Raw genomic sequence first — 19,940 nt, 5'->3', positions numbered from 1 at the left:
GATTCACCCCGTCACCATATGCCGGACAGACTCCCGCCGTTCCTTAAAGTCGGTAAGGAATTCCTTCACCCGCTCAAATGTTGCCTTCTTGCAGGTACCGCAGAGGAGCGTGCCTCCGAGGCATGCCGATCTGATCTCAAGCAGTTCATCATCATCTGCGACCATATGGAAGAGGTTGAGAAGATAGATCGGGCATCCATCCGGTTCACCCCCGCATCTCACCTGCTCCTCTTTTGTCATCCTGCCGCCGGTGAGAGCTCCCATCACCTTCTTTTTGACATCCGAAACCGGCTCATCGAAGAAGAAGAGGCTGTCAGGGATGCTGCTTGACATCTTCCCGCCCTGGAGACCCTTCATGAAGCTATGGTAGGTTGAGGAGGGGGTGATGAACCCATATCCTCCGTTTGCCGCCTCAATCTGCCGAACCTGCTCCGAGACAAGGAGAATATCTGCACCAGGGATATCAAGATGGCCTTCATACCGCTTCGATCCAGGAAATGCTGCTGCAACGGCATCCATGGCATGGAGAGGTGCATTTTTGGATCTGACACTGATATACTCCCCCCGATCCAGAACCGTGAACCATCGCATCTTATGGGCAATATCTCGGGTAAGCCTGATATGCGGATCCTGATCGATCCCGACGGGGACGACCGTCGGGGCGGGCCCTGAGACGACCTGGGGATAGAGGATGTCCGCAACCTGTGTCGCTACCGAGTCGGCATGCGCAAGGGAGGTCTCCGGCGTGAATCCATAGATCGCCTGGAGATCCGAGAAGTTGATCTTTATCCCGGCCTCAAAGGCGAGATCCTTCAGCAATGCATTCTCGCTCTGGTAATAGGTGGTTCCCTCAAACCCAAGTGCGTAGAGGCATTCAAGATAGAGAGCACCATATTTTTTGCAATCATCCCAGGAGAGGCCACGAACCGCGTGCGCTTCCCGATCTGCGATGGATATAAAACCTGATCCACCCTGCTCCACATGCCAGACGACTTCGCGCATCACCATCAGGTGTCCAAGGTGAGGATAGCCGGATGGCATAAACCCGGTCATCACATTGAAGGGGGAACCGGTGTTGATCGCCTCAACAATAGGGGCATAGTCACGGTGGCCGACGACGATCTTTCGCCTGAAGAATGCAGGCGCTGAAGAGAGGAGAGATGCCTCAGCTTCAACAGGCTCGATACCAAACTCCGAGAAGAGGCGGTCGATATCGACAGCAGGTGTGCTTGACCAGGGGTTGATCACAGAATCCATAGGGGTACGCTCACAATTTTATCCGTGCAAATTCGATGTACACGATCTCGTCACTTTGTACACAGGCAAACAACATCTTCTTTTTGACACTGTGTGCCATTCTGACTGAACGTGAGATGGTACTGATTGCAAGCTCCGCACCATCAGGGATCGCATGGACGAGCATCTCGGAGTGGCGGTCACTCTCTGTATAGACCCTGAAGTGGTGGCCGAACTTGTATCCGGTACGGGGCGTAAAGCCGAGGTTTCGCAGCATGGTATAGACGAGGAGCTTCTCGACAAGTTCGGTGTCGCCGGAGAGGGCAGAGGCGTAATATGCATCACGAACGGTTGAGCCGCCGTTGAAGAGGAGCACACCGGTGTCGAGGAGATACAATGCTTCAGGGGGCGAGAGAAGGAGGCGGCCCGGATCGAGCCGTGTTCCATACCACTGAGACTGGAGCTGATCGCCCCCTTCGCCATGAACGATCACCTGTGTTCCAAGAGGAATACCTTCAATACCTTCAGGGAGAGGGATGACATCCCGTGCTTTTGGGCGATGAAATCTGAGATCATAATAGGTCAGTTCCTCTTCATCATCGACGACGGCAAGGAGGTAATTCTTCCGCATATTCTCAGCCGTTGCCACCTCACGAAGGAGTGATGAGAAGATGATGGGATCGCGTTCCGAGAGGACACGGACGAGGTACTGGGTCGTCCCCTTCCCCGGCTTCTGACCGCGCCGGAAGACCCGGAAGTCATGGGGACCTGCCTGTACCGCATATCCGCGCTCACGGATATCACGGTAGACGATGAATGACCGCAGAAAATTCTTCTTCTCTGCGGACTTCCGGAGAAGTGAGTCGAAATCAAACCCGACCGGATCGATCTTCCCTCTCTGAAGGAGGTAGAGCGCCTCTTCAGGAGAGAGGGAGAGGCCCGCTGGTGTCGGCCGCCCATACCCGCCCTGCTCATAGAGAGATCGCCCCTCTGTGCCGGTATGAATCATTGTTCCATCGTATGTCGCCTTCACTACCTCTGGTATAGGCGGTTATCCGAGATAAAAACACGTCAGATGAGAAATGCTTTCAAAGTAAGATTATAACATTATTCAAAGAACTGTGGTAGTATGATGTGGAAAGCATTTTCAGGAATTTTGAATTGGAAAATTCTACTGGTACTCTTTCTTGTTACCCTCCCTATAACGGTATCCGGAGGGGATGTGACCGGACAGGAAATTATTAACCGGACATACCAGCAGGGACTATATACTGACATCCATGCAATTGAAGAGACTATGGATGGAGGCTTTCTTCTTGGAGGATATGCTGCACAGGACGGTCCGGAATCATCTATCCTTATAAAAACAGATGCACGTGGTGGGATTCAATGGGAACAATTGTATCCTGGCGACTGGATCGTTGCTATCAAAGAAGGTAATGATACAACAATCTATGCTGCAGGCATCGAATGGGATATGGGGGAGAGTCCGGGTGACAGAATAACAGGAACAAGTCATATCATGGCAGTTGATCATGACGGGGCTCTCCTCTGGAGAGAAGAGTTATCTGGATTTTCCCCGAGGCGAATTCTGACGACAGATGATGGGATCCTTGTTGCCGGCTGGCTATGGCCATCTGATGAAGACGAGTCATTAGTCTCCGGCTTTCTGGCAAGGTATAGTAATGATGGGACTCTCCTCGGAGGATCAGAGTATGCTGAGATGGCCATTGTTGATATGATCGCTGCCCCGGACGGGGGATATCTTCTGGTTGGAGGTAGCGGCAGCACAACAGATGGCGAGAGGATTGAATATGGCCACCTTACAAAAGTCGATGATGAGGGCACGCCACAATGGACAGAAACATTCAGGAACCTGAACATCTTCTCGATCGCAGAGATGGATGACGGGTATATCATGGTGGGAAGTACCAAACCCTTCTGGACATCACAGGGTCAGACACGTGCAATAGGAACAACAGATGATGGCACAATCCTCTGGGAGAAGGATCTGGAGGGGTATGCAGCATACGGAGTCGTTCCATATGGAGATGAGTTCCTCATCGTTGGAGGGACAGGACCAAAGAACCCTCTCATCATAACTATGCAGCCGGACGGTTTGGTGACGTCCTCAAAGCGGTTCCCAGAGGCTGACGGACGCTTCACAGCGGTTGCACCGCTCTCGGATGGTTCTGTTGCGGTCGGCGGCTGGTCCCGCCACACCGGAAGTGTGGAGGGATGGCTCCTCGTCCTTGACCCCACCATTGTACCACAAGAGCCGGAGCCTGCCGAGGCAGCAGGATTCACCCTCATCAGCGCCGCAATCGGGCTTTCCGGTGCAGCGATCTGGCTCAGGAGAAGAGAGGGGCGTTAGGCAGCAAGCCTGCGGACCTCTGCGATATTGCCGGCATCATCCCGGCGATCATCCTCCGGCGTCTCCATGATGAAGAGGAGATGCCGGAGCCGGGGGTGGTGGAGGATAGCCCGAATCCCCTCCTCCCCGATGGCACCAAGGCCAATATGCTCATGCCGGTCAAGCCCAGACCCGAGCTGCCCTTTTGCATCATTGAGATGGATGATGGAGAGGCGATCAAGGCCGACCTCCGCATCGAAGAGATCGAAGGTTGTACCGACCGCTTCCTCTGATCTGAGATCGTACCCTGCCGCATGGGCATGACAGGTATCAAAGCAGACGGCTATCCTCTTCTGATCCTCGATCTCTCCAATGATCGCCGCAAGCCCTTCGAGATCACTCCCGACCGAGTTCTTCTCACCGGCAGTATTTTCAAGAACAAGGGTGACGCCGGGATCAGCCGCATGAAGAGCGGTATTAATGGCATCAACAACCCGCTTCTGCCCATTCGATTTCCCTGAGATACCATGGTGGCCGAGATGGGTTACCAGGTAGGGAATCCCAAGCTGTGAACAGCGCAAGAGCTCCACATTCAGGCTTTCGACGGACTTTTGGTATATCTCATCTTTTTCTGAGGAGAGGTTTGGGAGGTACGGCATATGAACAACAGGAGAGGAGATGGCCGCCGCGGCACATGCCTCCCGGAAGCCGGTTGCCAGGTCATCTGGAAGAGGTTTATACTGCCATCCGCGCGGGTTTCGTGAGAAGATCTGAAAGGTATCGCAACCCTTCCCAACAGCACGCGAGACGGCACGATCGATCGATCCGGCGATCGAGACATGGACACCGACACATACCATGCAGAAGGTGTTCTCCGCAAAACGATGAAAGGATATTGGTGGGGGCAACCGGGAGGTCAGAATCCGAGTGCCAGAAGAAGAGCGGCTCCAAATTCCTCTGTCGTTGCCTCTCCACCGAGATCGGGGGTTCTGATCCCTGAGTGGAGGAGAGACAGTATCGCCTCCTCAATCCTCGCTGCCTCACCGACATACCCGAGGTGATCGAGGAGCATCGCCGCACTCCTGACGGCGGCGATCGGGTTTGCGATGCCCTGGCCTGCGATATCCGGTGCCGAACCATGGACAGGCTCAAAGAGGGCATGCTGATCCCCGATATTGGCTGAAGGGAGCATGCCGAGCCCGCCGACGAGATACCCGGCGACATCGGAGAGGATATCCCCGAAGATGTTGGTGGTTACGATGACATGGTAGCGACCCGGATGCATCAGGATGTCAAGGGCGAGGGCATCGATGTACCGTGATTCATAGGGCACCCCTGCCCGGGATGCCTCGGCCGAGCAGATCTCCCGGAAGAGGATATCAGATTTAATGACATTTGCCTTATTCCCGATGGTAAGGGGAACCCCTCGTGCCGCTGCCAGGCGGGAGGCGTACCGCCCGATACGCATACTCCCGGCGACCGAGACGACGCGGACCGTGCAGGCGCGATCCCGCTCGCGCCACTCGATCCCGGAGTAGAGGCCCTCTGAATTCTCACGCACCACCATGATATCAAAGCCCTCACCTTTCACAGGGCGGAGGTTGGCATAGAGATCAAGGTCCTGCCTGATCTTCAGGATGACGGAGTCATAGCAGGGATCAGGAGGTGTCGTTACCGCACCAAAGAGGATCGCATCCGCACTCCTCATCGCCCTGATATCATCATCTGTGCATGCTGTTTTTTCCCTCTGCCATCTGGCATACCCGACCTCGACCTCAAAGAAGTCCCAGTCGGGGTGAAGGGAGGCGAGTACTGCCTGTGCAACCGGGATCACCTCACTTCCGATGCCGTCGCCGGGAACAACAGCGATCCTAACCATGATGTTCCCTCCATGCCGCAACCATTCCATAGACCGCATCGAGGACGGTCTTTGGGGAGGCGCCCCAGTGAACGACAGCACCAAAATACCCGTTATACTCTCCGATACCACTCCTCTCTTTTCTGCAGCATCTGGCTATGAACGGCTCTTCATTGACCTGCGAGAGGGGGCAGATATCGATACGTGAGTAGTTTGTGCCATAGCACTCCTCATACAGCTGTTTCCCGGTCAGACATCCGGCGACCCGTTCACCCCCTGTCATCCGGTCCATATCAAGTGTTCTGGTGAAACCTCCCGCCCGGCAGGGGAAGACATCGGCATTGATCGTTGAGATATCCCTGATGTGATGGGAGAAGGTGCAGTTGAGTTCTCCAAGAAGCCCGGCCTCTTCAAGCTCCTCGATGGTTACCGAGAGGTTCGCCCGGGGTGGCCGAATATCATAGACATGGACTTTTTGAAAGAGGGAGAGATCCGGATCGAGGACGAAGTTCATATGCTCATCCATCGCCCCGAAGATGGTACACCGTTTTCCGGTCGAGAGAGCCCGCCGGACCATGCCTGCCCGGTCATGCTGATTGACCCTCTCTGAGTACAGGACCGTCTCATCCGCGGTCGAGAGCACCTCTTCATGAAGAATATCGCGCATCATCCCGGTGCCATCCGGATCCGGGGTGACTTTCAGGAGTTCAAACCCGTCCTCGACCCTCCTGACGAGGTATTCGGAGAGGAAGTACACCTTATCTCCAACAGGCTTCTCAAAGGCATGACCGACAACCTTGCATTCGGGAGGAAAGATCATGCCTTCCCCCTCCAGTAATTGACGAGGCCTCCGGCATGGAGGATCTCGCGCATACGGGGGGAGAGGGGGGTGAACGGGTAGGTCGTTCCACCCAGCTCAAATGATCCGGCTTCGAGATCAATGGTGATCTCATCACCATCGCTGCATGACGGGATATTGGCCTCAAGAACCGGCAGTCCGACGTTGATTGCGTTTCTAAAGAAAATACGGGCGAAAAGGGGAGAGATGACGGCAACAACCCCTGCTTCCTTCAGGGCAATAGGTGCCTGTTCACGTGATGAGCCGCAGCCGAAGTTCCGGCCTGCGACGATGACGGCGCCTGAGAGCCGGGGGGCGAGTGCCGGATCGAGATCCTCAAAGACATGGGCTGCCCATACAGCCTTCTCCTTCGTCCTGAGATACCGGCCTGCAATGACAAGATCGGTATCGATGTCGGATCCAAGGCAGATTGCCTCTCCTTTAAGCATGGAAGACCTCCGGTTCGGTGATAACGCCGCTCAGGGCAGTCGCCGCGGCGGTCGCGGGAGATGCCAGGTAGATCTCTCCACCGACGCCCATCCGGTTTTTGAAGTTACGGTTTGCCGTCGAGAGGCAGACCTCCCCTTCACCGAGGACACCACTATGAATGCCAAGGCAGGGACCGCACCCCGGTGTCACCACCATGCAGCCTGCAGCGATGAGATCGGCGATGATACCATCCTCTGTGGCACGGAGGAGGACCGGGGCGGATGCCGGGACGACGATCGTCCGGACCTTCACCTTTGATCCCCGGACCATGCCGGCAAACCGTTTGAGATCTGTATACCTGCCGTTTGTGCAGGTTCCAAGGAGAACCTGGTCCACCTCTGTCCCTGCCAGATCAGCGACCGGACGGGTCGAATCGACACGGTGGGGAAGCGCAACGAGCGGGACGATATCATCGAGATCGATAGTACACTCTTCGCGATAGGAACAGTCTTCCGGCACCTGCGTCTCAACGGAATGGCCATATCCTGCCAGGTACTCACGACAGACCGGGTCTGCATAAAAAAGTGCATTTTTTGCCCCGGTCTCAACACCCATATTGCAGATGCAGAGCCTCCCATCCATATCGATCGTTTCTGCACCCGGACCGGTGTATTCGAGTGCCGCATATGTGGCACCCTCCATTCCAAGGCGTGATACGACGGTTAATGCGACATCTTTGGCTTCTGCACTCTGCGAGAGGCTGCCATCCAGTGAGATCCCGATCGTCTCGGGAACCCGGAACCATGTCTCTCCCGAAGCCCAGATTGCTGCCATGTCTGTGGCGCCGACACCGGTTGCAAATGCCCCGAATGCACCGCCTGTACAGGAGTGTGAATCTGCACCTACCACCACCTCACCGGGGAGGATACACCCTTCGCTCATGATCTGGTGGCAGATTCCCCCGCCACAGTCTGAGAAGAGGACGCCTGCTGATGAGGCGTACTGCCGGAGTTCGCGCTGGAGATCTGCGGTCGTTCCATTGTTCGCCGGGCATATATGGTCAAAGAGGACCGAGATCCGTGCCGGGCCGATTCCTATTGGCACGCCCATCTCACGAAACGAGGCGAGGGTAAGGACCCCGGTTCCATCATGAACATATGCCCGGTCCACCCGGGCATCGACATACTCACCGGCATTCCCTTGCAGTATCCGCTCTGTGAGGGTTCTGCTCATCGCAGCACCTCAGCCTCTGCCTGATGGATGAGCGAGAGGAGGAGGTCATGGGTGATGCTGCATTTGCTCTCCCCCCTCGATTTGACCTGATCGAGGATCCAGCAGATCTGTGCTTCGGAGATCTCATGGCCCATCGATCTGAGGATATGGGCGACCGCCTTCTTTCCGGTATGTTTTCCAAGGATGTAGTGCCGCTGCCCCCCGACGAGTGCGGGATGGATATATTCGTAGGTCGAGGAGTCCTCGATGAGTGCGGCGATATGTATCCCGGATTCATGGGCAAAGGCATGCTCTCCGACGATTGCCTTCGTCTTTGATATGGGAATTCCTGATGCCTCCGAGACGGCAGTGCTTAGTGTCAGAAGGTGGGAGAGATCATACCGGTCAACACCCCCTTTGAACCGGACTGCGGTCAGTACCTCCTCAAGCGATGCGTTTCCGGCACGCTCACCGATCCCGTTGACGGTGGTGTGAAGCTGGTATGCCCCCCGTTCTGCTGCGGTGATGGTATTTGCAGTTGCACACCCCATGTCATCGTGACAATGGATGCAGAGCGGAATAGGAAGATCAGTGAGGAGATCATCGACGACCCGGCTCATCTCAAGGGGTGTCAGGCATCCGACGGTGTCGGCATAGGAGACATAATTCGCACCGTATTCAGCACCTTGTGCGTACATCTCACGGAGGAAGGAGAGATCCGTTCGTGATGCATCTTCTGCTGCAAAACGGACCTGGAGACCATGGTCATGAGCATACTCGATCATCTCAAGCGCCCCTGCAAGGACCTCTTCCCGCGGCTTTTTGTACTTGATCTTCATATGCAGATCCGATGTAGCGATGAAGATGCTGACCATATCAATGTCGCAGCGGATCGCACAGTCGATATCATCCTTCAATGCTCGTGAGAGGCAGCAGATCCGTGCATCTAGATCCAGATCAACGATCTTCCGGACACAGGCGGCCTCATTCTTCGAGACGACGGGAAAACCCGCCTCGATGACATCAACACCGACGCTGTCAAGTAATTCTGCAATCCGGCACTTCTCCTCGGCGGAGAATGATACACCAGGGGTCTGTTCACCATCCCGGAGCGTTACATCACATATCTCAACATTCCACTTTTTCATAACAGGCACCCTCCGGGCATGAACCTTCAACGATGACGATCTTTGGGCCTTCCACTGGAAGGGAAAGGATTGTTTCAAGGGCGTCGGTATCTTCAGCAGGGATGATGACCGGATCTGCCCATGCCAGGTACCGGCGGATATCATATGATCTCTGGCCGCCGGTCATTGCCATACAATGGTTTTCAAGGACGATACAGAGGAGCGGATAGCCCATCTCATAGCAGTCGATGAGGGCATTCAGTCCTGAGTGAAGGAGAGCGCCATCACCGATAACCGCAACCCGGGTACTCTTCGCCGCAACTGCAATGGAGGAACCCAGACCATAACTTGCAATACCTGCCTGATAAGGAGGATTCAGCAGGAGGAGTGAACAGCCGATATCCGGGATGACCTTCATGCCCCGCTTCACCAGAACCGAGAAGAGCGGGCGGTATGGACAGGCTGTGCAGAATGTCCGGTAGTACCCGCGATCTGAGAAGCGTTCTGAGTTCCTGGAGACCGGCGGGGGGAGAAGCGACTGGTGCTCCCGCACAAACGGCCTCCCGATCTCAAGGATCTTCGAACCGGGAGGTAGTTTTGGCGGAGGATAGGAGATGGTGACATGCGAGGGTGCCAGTACGGCGCCGACACCGGTATCACCCTCTCTGATCCTGTTCAGCCCGGATCCGGCAGCCCATGCGAAGAGTCCGCCGGTTCCCTTCTCAGCACGGGTCACCCTGCCCGCTATCGTCAGGTCAGCCTCTGCAAGACGTCCTTTTCGTATCATCTGGATGGTATCGCCACATTCGGTCTCAGCATCAAGAAGTTTTGGGGTGACCCGAAGGATTGTAATCCTTGAGAAGCGTTCCGATACTTCAAATGCGGTTGCCACCGCCTCGTTCACCGTCTCTTCCCCAGGCTCGATCACCGGGCATTGTGCAATCTCACCATAGTACCGTGAGTCCTGGGCATTCTGAGAAGATACAGCAAGAGGATCATCACCGGCGATGATGACGACACCAGCGATGAGCCCCTGGGTTGTAGCATTGATGAGGGGGTCCGCGAGTGCATTCATCCCGACATGTTTGACGATGACCGCAGAACGCCGCCTGGAGAGGGAGTCACCCAGGGCATACTCAAGGGCGACCTTCTCGTTAATGACCGTCTCTGCGGATACCACAGTTCCAATCTCCGTTACCGGATAACCGGGGACGGTATAGATCGCCTCGGCACATTCCTTCAGATGGTGAGCAATCACCTCATACCCTTTCATGGACAGTCCCTCCCCGGAACGATGTCGCATCCTGTGCAGAGGGTGCACATCGTCTCTGCAGTCCGTGTATCAAGCCCCGCCTTCTTCAGCCATCGGGCATGGAGAGCTGCGGTTCTGAGCAGGCGATCTCTTCCCGGACGCGAAAAGGACTGCAGGGCAGCGGCGGGAGTGAGGGGGCGGAGCACCGGGATCACCCCCCTCCCGGTGAGGAGTTCGATACATGCCTCCATCTCCTCATCGCTCTCTCCAAGGCCGATTATAACATTTGAGAAGACATGCCCTTCCCCAAAGAGTTCGACTGAACGATCGAGTGCCCTGATAACACCATCCCAGGAGAGGGGCGGGCACATCTCTTCAAAAAGGGTGGGTGTTGCCGCCTCAAGATTGAACTTCACCTCTGAAACACCGTCTGCATAGAGATTATCCGGCGTATCCCGGCCCGGATAGATGGAGACCCCGATCGGTATCTCCACCTCCCCGATCCGTCTCAGAACCGCACGCACCCGCCGCTCCTCATCATCGATCGATTCAAGGACGCCGCTTGTCAGGGATATGGCATCGATCCTCTCCCGGACACCGGCGATCATTGCTGCAATCTCATCCGGTGTTTTGATCCGCCCATCAGTTCCGGGGACGGGGCAGTATCTACAGGAGAAGATGCACCTCCCGGTGACGGTGATATATGCCTGGCGGGGGCAGTGAAGACCGACCTGCTCAAGGATTCCGGTGCACTCTGTTGATCCGTGCCGAAGGATCGCCTCTCCACCTCCAAGATGCCGTATCTCAATTGGAGAATCATGGGAGATGGAGAGACGGATTCTCCTGCCACCTGTTGAGAAGAAGAGTGAGCCGGAACCGCCGGCGCCCGGTCCGGCAGCGGACCGCTCAATATAGGATGATGCATCGGCACCGGTGACTCTGCATGATCCGGTTGCAAGGAGCCCTGCCTTTAGTTCGTGCCATCGCATAAGAGGAGTGCCTCATCAAATCGTGTCGCAAACGGAATCGCCGCAACTGCACCGATCAGCCCCCGCCCGGCGGCTCTGACATCGAGAAGCGGGAGGAGGTCGTCCATCTCCGACCGGGTGATCTCACCACGTTTCACCTTCCAGCCATACTCAAGGAGAGGGGAGGGATCAAACCCGGTGTATGCCGCCATCCCGGTCTCATCGGAGAGGGTATGCTCCATGAGAAGGTTCTCAAACCGATCGATACATCCGGCAGGGTCGGCCGTTGCAAATTCGCACGCAACCGCGACACAGTTCTTCGTCCTGTAGGCGACAGGGTAGAGCTGGGTGATGGTATGGGAGAGGTATCGGGTCGCATCGTCGCAGACTGCCTCTGCGATATTATGGCAGAGGGTCCAGGTTGCCCCTGCATCAGGGGTATCGGTATCGTCAACACCAATGATCAGCCGCTGGCGGCGTGGAAGGACGATCCGTGAGCCTGCAATCTTTCCACCACCACAGGGATCCGATTCCGAGCGGATCACGCCTGTTGCACCGGCACGGCAGATGGAAGCCCCGACGCCACCACCACCCATCCCGATGTAGGTGATCCCGATCTCAGAGTCAGAGGCTGAAACCCTGGCAATACCAGCGGGGAAGCGTGAACCGACGAGATCGAGATCCACTGCCCCGGGTGTTAAAAAGTACCGGTTCGTCAGCCCGAGGGTCCTGACATGCCGGACAAGGGGGCTCTTCGCGTAGTGATGCCTCACCCACATCGCCCCCCCGATACAGTCAAACCGCTCGATCAGTTCGACAGAGGTTCCATCCTCTGATGCAATCCCGAGGATCTCGGGGTATATGATTGAATAGGGGTCATTGATACTCTGCATGATGAGCCGCCAGTATGATTATTCAATGTACGGTGAGTCGTACGATCATATCGGCTGAATGAATGAAGCCGCCACCCCCGGAAGGTGTCAGGCATTGGATTCTGAGCCACTCTTATTGCCGATAATTTCGTTAACAGAATAATCGGCTACAAGATCATATAAGATGTTCGATCCTGCGGGAAAAAAAGGATTAGAAGAGTTCATGAAGCTGGAACTTGAAGGGACCGAGGGATCCGCCGTAGTTTCCAGCAGAGATCTGTTTGACACCAGGTACCTTGCATGCCGCTTTGACACCGGCCGCCATCGCTGCCTTCACGGCTGCCTCATCGACACCATCGATGACGATCTCGTAGATCGAACCGACACCTTCAGGAACTTCGGTACCCTCGACCTTCTCACGGATGGTCGGACAGAATGCCTCGTTGGTGGAGGCTCCCATGAACTTGTACTTCTTGCTCCCGACTTTTGAGCCGCTTGAGACAATGCCACCGGGGAAGGGGGTGATGACACCGGGTACGAGGGCGATTGCATCGACCGCTGCCTCTGCTGCAACGAGGGCTGCCATCTGGTTTTCACCTAATATCAGGAAGTTTCCACCAGCAACACCCTTCACTGCTCCGTACTCCTCCTCGATGATGAAGTCGCCACCCATGATCGGGATCGACCAGCAGTCACGGTCACCAACGGTCACCTTGGACTCATACCCGTCACCGAAGAAGTGAAGCTTCACCGGAAGTTTCTCTTCTGCATCAAGACCATTGAATGCCGCAGTCGTCGGGGCTGTCAGAACACACTCGGCGATACGCTCAACAAGCTGCTCCTTCAGCTTCTTCTTTCCGACACAGATAAGGATGGCATAGCCTGGCCGGCCGTCGGGGGTCTCTTCTGCAGGAACGAACCGCTCGATGCCGGCCTCAGCGGGGCATCCGATGGTGGATGTCGCAAATCCGGTTGCTTCCACTGCTGCCTTGTAGGCCCATTCCTTCGTCACTGCGGTTATGATTACGCGGGAGACCCAGGTCGGGAACCCTTCTGCGTAGGTATTCTCAATAATGACTCCATTGTACTCCATTATGACACCTTCGTCTATGATCAGATGTGGGAGATGGATAAAAGAAGATTTCTCTTTGTACTTCAGACAGAGTACCCCCAGAGAAGAGCACCCAGCTCAGGCATAATAATAAATGATCAGATCAGGGGTATTGATTCCTGCATCCTCAACAACCGGCCCCGGGTGTGTTGCACCGGCAGGTGATGATACATCACCTGGAGATCATCCGACACTAAACCCCATGCGATCTATTCTCAAAGTCAGAGGATCAAAGGTGAAAGACCAGACCTGCTGACATTTCATTACATAAAAATTAAACAATAAATATCTTCATTTCCCGTATCAGAGCGCATAATGAACCCCCTTAAAGAAAGCACTTTGGCAGGATCGGAAGGGGAAATTAACTACTATATCTTAATTTAGGGGGATTATCATGGAGATAAACTCCAGAAAAATTAAGAAAGTTTATCTATCTTATCTAACAACCATTCCTGTAATCGATTGTATATCGATAGAAAGGCTGGTGCATGATAGCATGGCGTTTGCAATGCATATCAATTTGGAGCGTTGTACTGGTTGTAACAATTGTGTTGTTGCATGCCCGGTAAACGCATTGGAGCTTTACACAGTAGATCCCGTCACAAATGACAAGATCTACTCTGTACGCGACGGAAAGGCGATCGTACTTGACGTCAACAGCGAGCTCTGCGCCGGATGCGGCGTATGCGTCGAGGCATGTCCATACAATGTTATTCGACTGGTAGGACCGTGGGAGACCATCCGGGCGCCTGTTCAGGGTGCCGGAGCTTACCACTGATTGGAGGAGAAGAGAGGGATTTTACAATGGCTATGAGCAATTTGTACCCAAAATTCTCCAGGACAAGAGATGGCGTAAAGGTTGTTATGGAGCAGAAGCTCCTGCAGCATACCAATAACCTGATCTTAGACAGCGAAACCTGCACAGGATGTGGCATCTGTGTCGAGGCCTGCCCGGAAGAGGCAATTACCCTCGGCCTTGTCGGAGCCATCCGCAGGGGAGCAGTATCACCAGTAGACGACGCCCCCGTGAGCGTCGATGCTGAGAAATGCTCCTACTGTGGTGTCTGCGTCATTATGTGCCCGTTCAACGCACTGTCCCTGGAGATAGACGGAGAAGAGAAACTCCCGATTCTGGAGAACGAAGGCTTCCCACAGTATGATATGGTCACAGAGATCGATGACGAGAAATGTGTCCGCTGTACCATCTGTGACGAAATCTGCCCACGTGAGGCAATTGACCGCGACGTCCCTGTTTTTGAGGGAGCAGATGACGAGGGTGTTGCACGTCAGAACGCACTGACGGCGAAGACCGACTTTGTCGTTGATGACGAGAAATGCAACTACTGTGGCATCTGCGGCGCAATCTGCCCCGCAATCTACGTGAAGCACAAGCCATTCACCCCCGAGACAGGGGCTGTTGATGGAGAGGTTGTCTGGGACGAGAGCCTCTGTGATACATGCAAGGTCTGTGCCGAGGCATGTCCGGAAGAGGCGATCACCGTCGAGAGGACGGTCGAGTCCAAGAAGCTCCCCGGAACCGTCACGATCATCCAGGAAGAGTGCTGTACATGCACCTGGTGTTCGAAGAACTGTCCGGAAGAGGCGATCACCGTCGAGAAGATCTTTGAGGGAGACATCACCTTCAATGCAGAGAAGTGCCCGTCAGGGTGTTCAACCTGTGTCGAGGTCTGCCCCTGCAATGCAATCTATCTGCCTAGCCCCAAGCCCGCAAAGGAGCTGAAGAGGGAGCAGGAAGACGTCATTGCCGTGAACAAGGACTTCTGCATGCTCTGTGGCGCATGTGTCAACGCCTGCCCGGGTGAAGATATCATCGTTCTCAAGAGGACCGGAATCAGGGTCAAAGGCAAAGAGACGGACCTTTTCAAGACGATCAAAGCGAAGCTTCTGACTCCACGGACCTCACAGGTGCGGGAAGACCAGGCAAAGATCGGAGAGGTTCAGCTGAAGAGAATGGAGACTGCGTGAGGTTTTCATTATGGCAAAAGCAAAAGGTTACTCCGACGAAAACCTGTCTGTCCGGCTCGCCGACAGATACTACCGTCCAGAAGAGTCATCCGAAGACTTCCTCAAGAATGTTGAGAAGATCGGGATGACCGTCGCCCATATGTGCTACCAGTGTGGTACCTGCACAGGGTCATGTCCATCAGCACCGAGGAGCTCCTACCGGATTCGGAAGTTTGTTCGCCGGGCTGTCCTCGGACTTGAAAATGATGCACTGACCGACCCGGATCTCTGGCTCTGCACCACCTGCTACTCATGCACTGACCGGTGCCCCCGTGATATCGCCCCGACCGATATTATCATGGCGATGAGGAATCTGGCATTTAAACGCGAGATTGTTCCACGGAACTTCTTAAACACCGTTCAGTTCATCTATAAGACCGGGCACGGGGTTCCAAATAACGATGTGAACCGTGCAGCCCGTGTCAGACTCGGACTCGAAGCCGAACCTGAGACGACAGCAAAATATCCGGACTTTATCCCAGGAATTCAGAAGATCCTCGACCACTATGGCCTGAAGGACAAAGCTGATGAAATTCTGGCGGAGGGTCAGTAATGTCAGGAAAAGCACATCAATACGCATTCTTCCTTGGATGCATCGCACCAAACCGGTACCCTGGCATTGAGGCAGCAGCCATCAAGACCAGTAGGAACGTTGGTATCGACCTTGTACCTCTCAAAGGAGCATCATGCTGTCCTGCACCAGGTGCATTCGGATCCATCGACCTGAAGGTCTGGATGTCAATGGCAGCACGGAACCTTGTCCTTGCAGAGCAGATGAATATGGATATCGCCCTCATCTGCAACGGCTGTTACAAGTCAATCTGGGAGGTTAACCACAAGCTCAAACACCATGACGAGCTCAGGGACGACGTCAACGAAGTCCTCAAAGAGATCGATATGGAGTTTAAGGGAACCATCGATGTCCGCCACCTTGCTGAGATCTACTATGATGAAGCGATCTGTGGTGTGGCAAAACTCGCCGACAGCGTGACAACACCCCTCAAGGGCGTCAAGATCGCCGTCCACTACGGATGCCACCTCATCAAGCCACGGAAAGACCGTGAGTTTGAGGTCGAGGCTGTCGGAGATACCGAGAACCCGATGTGGATGGAAGAGCTCGTTGGCGCACTTGGTGCAGAGCCGGTCCAGTACCGCAACAAGATGCAGTGCTGTGGCGCAGGCGGCGGTGTCCGTGGATATGATATCGCCCATGCCCTCGACATCACCAACGAGAAGCTGATCAATATGAATGAGGTCGGTGTGGACGCAATAACCGATATCTGCCCATTCTGTCAACTTCAGTTTGACCGTGGCCAGATCGAGATCGGAGAGAAGTTCGGTATGGAATGGTCAGTACCTGTTCTTCACTTCAGTGAGCTGCTCGGCCTTGCACAGGGCATGAGCCCGCAGGAGCTTGCGCTTGATCTCCATGGAATCTCCTGCGAACCATTCCTGAACAAACTCCAGTGAGGTGCACTATGGCTGACGAAGCAAAATCACAAAAACCACGAGTTGGTGTATATATCTGTCACTGTGGTACCAACATCGCTGGTTCTATGGACATTAAGGAACTTGAAGAGTATTCCAAAGAAATCCCGAATGTCGTCCTGGTAGATGAATACCAGTACATGTGTTCAACCCCGGGACAGAAGAAGATCGAAGAGCATATCAAAGAGCACAACCTCACCGGCATCGTTGTTGCTGCATGTTCTCCACGTCTTCACGAACCGACATTCAGGACAGCATCCAAAGAGGGTGGACTGAATCCGTTCAGGTTCGAGATGGCAAACATCCGCGAGCAGAACTCATGGGTTCACATGCACGACAGGCAGGGTGCAACCGACAAGGCGAAAGATGCTCTCAAGATGGCAGTTGCCAAGGCATCACTCCTTGAGGATCTCTATCCAAAGTCCGTGCCGGTCGAGCACGCCGCAATGGTCGTCGGAGCAGGTGTCGGAGGTATTCAGGCAGCACTCGATCTTGCAAGCTCAGGGATCAAGACCTATCTTATCGAGAAGTCCCCGACAATCGGCGGCAGGATGTCGCAGCTTGACAAGACATTCCCGACACTCGACTGTTCACAGTGTATCCTGACACCGAAGATGGTGGATATCGACAGGCATCCAAACATCGAGATGATGACCTATACCGAGGTCGAGAAGGTCGAGGGATATATCGGAAACTTCGATGTAACACTCCGGAAGAAGGCACGTGGTGTCCTCACCCCTGCCGAGGCTGAGGCACGCGGCATCGTCGGTGGAGGATGCAACGGGTGTGGCGACTGTGAAGGAGTCTGCCCCGTCATCAAGCCAAACCCGTTCGAGATGGGGATGGCACCACGCAAGGCGATCTATATCTACCACGCACAGGTCGTTCCGCTCATCTATACAGTTGACTTCGACTCCTGTGTGAAGTGTAACCTCTGTGTCGATATCTGTGGCGACAAGAAGGCCATTGATCTTGAACAGGAAGACGAATTTGTCACCGTCAAGGTAGGAACAGCAGTTCTCGCCGTCGGATACGAGCTCTTCCCAATCGAGAAGAAGACCGAGTGGGGATACAAGCGGTATGACAATGTCATCAACGCACTCGAGTTTGAGCGTCTCATCTGCGCATCCGGTCCAACCGGCGGCAAAGTAATCAGGCCAAGCGATGGAGAGGTTCCAAAGAGAGTCGGTTTCGTCCTCTGTGCAGGATCACGTGACAACACCGGCATCGGCAAGCCGTACTGCAGCAGGTTCTGCTGTATGTACTCGCTCAAACACGCCCACCAGATACATGAAAAGATCCCTGGCGCACAGCCATACATCTTCTACATGGATATCCGGTCATTCGGAAAGATGTACGAGGAGTTCTACTACCGTATCCAGGACGAGGGAGCCAAGTTCATCCGTGGACGTGTCGCCAAGATCGAAGAGGATCCGATCACAAAGAACCTCCGTGTCATCACCGAGGACACACTCCTTGGCCAGCCGGTTGATATCGAGCTTGATATGGTTGTTCTTGCATCTGCAGTACAGCCAACAGCAGAGACGACACATGTCAGAAACCTCTTTGGTATCTCATGCTCCGGTGACGGATGGCTCCTTGAAGGCCACCCCAAGCTGAACCCATGCGGTACAACGACAGCAGGTGTCTTCCTTGCAGGTGTCTGCCAGGGACCAAAGGATATCCCTGACACGGTCGCACAGGCAGAAGGAGCAGCGGCAGCAGCATCGATCCCGATCCATGTCGGAGAAGTCGAGCTTGAGCCATACTTCGCCATGTGTATCGATGACAAGTGTGCAGGCTGTGGCATGTGCATCGACCAGTGCCCATACTCAGCACTCGCCCTCGTCGAGAAGGATGGCCGCGAGGTTATGCAGGTGACAGAGGCAAAATGCAAAGGATGCGGTACATGCGGAGGGTTCTGCCCTGGCGGTGCCATCTGGATGCAGCACTTCACCACACCACAGATTGTTGCGCAGATTGATGCGTTCCTCCTTGGAGGTGAACAGTAAATGTCAGACGAGTGGAAGCCAAAGATCTTCGGGATCATCTGCAACTGGTGTTCCTACGCAGGTGCAGACCTGGCAGGAAGTGCACGGACACAGTACCCGCCTGACATCAGGACAGTACGTGTCATGTGTACCGGACGGGTCGATACCCTCTTCGTCATGAAGGCCTTCATCGACGGAGCAGACGGCGTTCTCATCTCAGGATGCCACTTCGGGGACTGCCACTACCTTGAAGGGAACTACAAGGCGGCAAAGAGGATGTTCCTCATGAAGAGTGTCCTCAAGAACATGGGCCTTGAAGACAAGCGGCTCAGAATGACATTCGTCTCAGCTTCTGAGGGAGCAAAGTGGGCAATGGTCGTCAGCGATGTCGTCAAGACAGTCAATGAACTCGGACCAAGCCCGCTGAAGGAGTTCGGATACGAATAGAGGAGGCTGAAAACGTGACAAAGATTACATTGAACCTGCTCACCGGACGAACCATTCAGCAGGGAGCAACGATGGAAGGCGGTAAACACAGAAAGGCCTATACAAAGGCCGCCGCCATCATCGAGATGACCCCTGAGGATATGAAGAGACTCAACGTCTGGAAGAACACAAACGTCCGCGTCTTTAACGAGTTTGGCAGCGTCATCGTCAAGGCCGTAGTAGCAGACCAGGGTCTCCACCCTGGCGATGCCTACATGCCGATGGGGCCATGGTCAAACATGGTCGTTGATCCAAACACACACTCAATCGGAATGCCGACCTTCAAGGGCGTACCAATTGAGGTTGAGGTTGCCATCAACGAGCCGATATACGACTCCCTGGAAGTTGTTCGCAGGGCATGCGGACTCAAGGTGTGAGGAAAGTCTATGGCAAATATCGTATCAGATGTAATATGCACCTTCTGCGGGACGCTCTGTGATGATCTTGAGATCGAGCTCTCCGATGACGGCAAGAAGATCAAGGAGGTCTATCATGCCTGTGCCATCGGTGCAGAGAAGTTCCTTCATGCTCAGGCAGAAGACCGGATCACCCGGCCCCGGATGCAGGATGAAGACGGGAACTGGACAGACGTCACCTATGAGGAGGCGGCAAAATACACCGCAAAGATCCTCTATGACGCAAAGAAACCCCTGATGTATGGCTGGTCATCGACCTCCTGCGAGGCGATAAGCGT

General features: G+C 54.6%; 20 protein-coding genes and 1 pseudogene. 9 read left to right on the top strand and 12 right to left on the bottom strand.

Annotated elements, in window-relative coordinates:
* Positions 1–3 precede the first annotated feature (3 nt).
* A complete protein-coding gene (locus J2T58_RS07820) occupies positions 4–1,257 on the bottom strand; it encodes a tryptophan--tRNA ligase (RefSeq protein ID WP_253488577.1) in 1,254 nt (417 codons plus the stop codon).
* A 10-nt stretch (positions 1,258–1,267) separates the two neighbouring features.
* Positions 1,268–2,269: a tRNA-intron lyase gene (gene endA, locus J2T58_RS07815; protein ID WP_253488575.1), complete on the bottom strand. Its 1,002-nt coding sequence runs from the start codon at positions 2,267–2,269 to the stop codon at positions 1,268–1,270.
* Between the two features lie 189 nt (positions 2,270–2,458).
* Between endA and J2T58_RS07810 the strand changes: the two genes are divergently transcribed.
* Positions 2,459–3,610 carry a hypothetical protein gene (locus tag J2T58_RS07810; protein WP_253488573.1) on the top strand — a complete coding sequence of 384 codons (1,152 nt, stop codon included), beginning with the start codon at positions 2,459–2,461 and terminating at the stop codon, positions 3,608–3,610.
* Here J2T58_RS07810 and J2T58_RS07805 read toward each other — a convergent pair.
* The 10 genes from J2T58_RS07805 to fhcD form a co-directional block, all read right to left on the bottom strand.
* Positions 3,607–4,449 carry a deoxyribonuclease IV gene (locus J2T58_RS07805; RefSeq protein WP_253488571.1) on the bottom strand — a complete coding sequence of 281 codons (843 nt, stop codon included), beginning with the start codon at positions 4,447–4,449 and terminating at the stop codon, positions 3,607–3,609. The genes J2T58_RS07810 and J2T58_RS07805 overlap by 4 nt on opposite strands.
* A 56-nt stretch (positions 4,450–4,505) precedes the next feature.
* A complete protein-coding gene (locus J2T58_RS07800; RefSeq protein WP_253488569.1) occupies positions 4,506–5,468 on the bottom strand; it encodes an isocitrate/isopropylmalate dehydrogenase family protein in 963 nt (320 codons plus the stop codon).
* Positions 5,461–6,267 carry a DUF7714 family protein gene (locus J2T58_RS07795; protein ID WP_253488567.1) on the bottom strand — a complete coding sequence of 269 codons (807 nt, stop codon included), beginning with the start codon at positions 6,265–6,267 and terminating at the stop codon, positions 5,461–5,463. The genes J2T58_RS07800 and J2T58_RS07795 overlap by 8 nt, the downstream gene beginning before the upstream one ends.
* On the bottom strand, positions 6,264–6,734 hold the full coding sequence (locus J2T58_RS07790; RefSeq protein ID WP_253488565.1) for a LeuD/DmdB family oxidoreductase small subunit: 471 nt from the start codon (positions 6,732–6,734) through the stop codon (positions 6,264–6,266). The genes J2T58_RS07795 and J2T58_RS07790 overlap by 4 nt, the downstream gene beginning before the upstream one ends.
* The gene (locus J2T58_RS07785) at positions 6,727–7,947 is read right to left on the bottom strand and encodes a 3-isopropylmalate dehydratase/homoaconitate hydratase family large subunit (protein WP_253488563.1); all 1,221 of its coding nucleotides are present in this window, start codon (positions 7,945–7,947) and stop codon (positions 6,727–6,729) included. The genes J2T58_RS07790 and J2T58_RS07785 overlap by 8 nt, the downstream gene beginning before the upstream one ends.
* Positions 7,944–9,074 carry a homocitrate synthase family protein gene (locus tag J2T58_RS07780; protein ID WP_253488561.1) on the bottom strand — a complete coding sequence of 377 codons (1,131 nt, stop codon included), beginning with the start codon at positions 9,072–9,074 and terminating at the stop codon, positions 7,944–7,946. The genes J2T58_RS07785 and J2T58_RS07780 overlap by 4 nt, the downstream gene beginning before the upstream one ends.
* Complete coding sequence (locus tag J2T58_RS07775; RefSeq protein ID WP_253488559.1) at positions 9,055–10,326, bottom strand: thiamine pyrophosphate-dependent enzyme; 1,272 nt, start codon at positions 10,324–10,326, stop codon at positions 9,055–9,057. The genes J2T58_RS07780 and J2T58_RS07775 overlap by 20 nt, the downstream gene beginning before the upstream one ends.
* A complete protein-coding gene (locus J2T58_RS07770) occupies positions 10,323–11,294 on the bottom strand; it encodes a radical SAM protein (protein WP_253488557.1) in 972 nt (323 codons plus the stop codon). Before J2T58_RS07770 ends, J2T58_RS07775 begins: the two co-directional genes overlap by 4 nt.
* Positions 11,276–12,166, bottom strand: a complete 891-nt coding sequence (mmp11, locus tag J2T58_RS07765) for a methanogenesis marker protein 11 (RefSeq protein WP_253488556.1) — start codon at positions 12,164–12,166, stop codon at positions 11,276–11,278. The genes J2T58_RS07770 and mmp11 overlap by 19 nt, the downstream gene beginning before the upstream one ends.
* Positions 12,167–12,356: 190 nt before the next feature.
* Positions 12,357–13,238 carry a formylmethanofuran--tetrahydromethanopterin N-formyltransferase gene (gene fhcD, locus J2T58_RS07760; RefSeq protein ID WP_253488554.1) on the bottom strand — a complete coding sequence of 294 codons (882 nt, stop codon included), beginning with the start codon at positions 13,236–13,238 and terminating at the stop codon, positions 12,357–12,359.
* Positions 13,239–13,752: 514 nt separating this feature from the next.
* Here fhcD and J2T58_RS07755 point away from each other — a divergent pair.
* From J2T58_RS07755 to J2T58_RS07720, 8 genes and pseudogenes are all read left to right on the top strand, one after another.
* The gene (locus J2T58_RS07755) at positions 13,753–14,034 is read left to right on the top strand and encodes a 4Fe-4S binding protein (protein WP_253488665.1); all 282 of its coding nucleotides are present in this window, start codon (positions 13,753–13,755) and stop codon (positions 14,032–14,034) included.
* Between the two features lie 32 nt (positions 14,035–14,066).
* Positions 14,067–15,242 carry a 4Fe-4S binding protein gene (locus tag J2T58_RS07750; RefSeq protein WP_253488551.1) on the top strand — a complete coding sequence of 392 codons (1,176 nt, stop codon included), beginning with the start codon at positions 14,067–14,069 and terminating at the stop codon, positions 15,240–15,242.
* Positions 15,243–15,252: 10 nt separating this feature from the next.
* Positions 15,253–15,834: a CoB--CoM heterodisulfide reductase subunit C gene (gene hdrC / locus J2T58_RS07745; RefSeq protein ID WP_253488549.1), complete on the top strand. Its 582-nt coding sequence runs from the start codon at positions 15,253–15,255 to the stop codon at positions 15,832–15,834.
* Positions 15,834–16,751 (top strand): CoB--CoM heterodisulfide reductase subunit B, encoded by a 918-nt coding sequence (gene hdrB / locus J2T58_RS07740; protein WP_253488547.1) that lies wholly within the window; start codon positions 15,834–15,836, stop codon positions 16,749–16,751. Before hdrC ends, hdrB begins: the two co-directional genes overlap by 1 nt.
* A gap of 8 nt (positions 16,752–16,759) precedes the next feature.
* Positions 16,760–18,781 carry a CoB--CoM heterodisulfide reductase iron-sulfur subunit A family protein gene (locus tag J2T58_RS07735; RefSeq protein WP_253488545.1) on the top strand — a complete coding sequence of 674 codons (2,022 nt, stop codon included), beginning with the start codon at positions 16,760–16,762 and terminating at the stop codon, positions 18,779–18,781.
* Positions 18,782–19,207, top strand: coding sequence for a hydrogenase iron-sulfur subunit (locus J2T58_RS07730; RefSeq protein ID WP_253488543.1), 426 nt, complete (start codon positions 18,782–18,784; stop codon positions 19,205–19,207).
* A gap of 14 nt (positions 19,208–19,221) precedes the next feature.
* Positions 19,222–19,623, top strand: coding sequence for a molybdopterin dinucleotide binding domain-containing protein (locus J2T58_RS07725; RefSeq protein ID WP_253488541.1), 402 nt, complete (start codon positions 19,222–19,224; stop codon positions 19,621–19,623).
* Positions 19,624–19,632: 9 nt separating this feature from the next.
* A pseudogene (locus tag J2T58_RS07720) lies at positions 19,633–19,940 on the top strand (formylmethanofuran dehydrogenase subunit B); the annotation flags it as partial.

The sequence above is a fragment of the Methanocalculus alkaliphilus genome (genome assembly GCF_024170505.1).
Lineage (GTDB): Archaea > Halobacteriota > Methanomicrobia > Methanomicrobiales > Methanocorpusculaceae > Methanocalculus > Methanocalculus alkaliphilus.
This window is presented reverse-complemented; position numbering and strand designations above follow the sequence as displayed.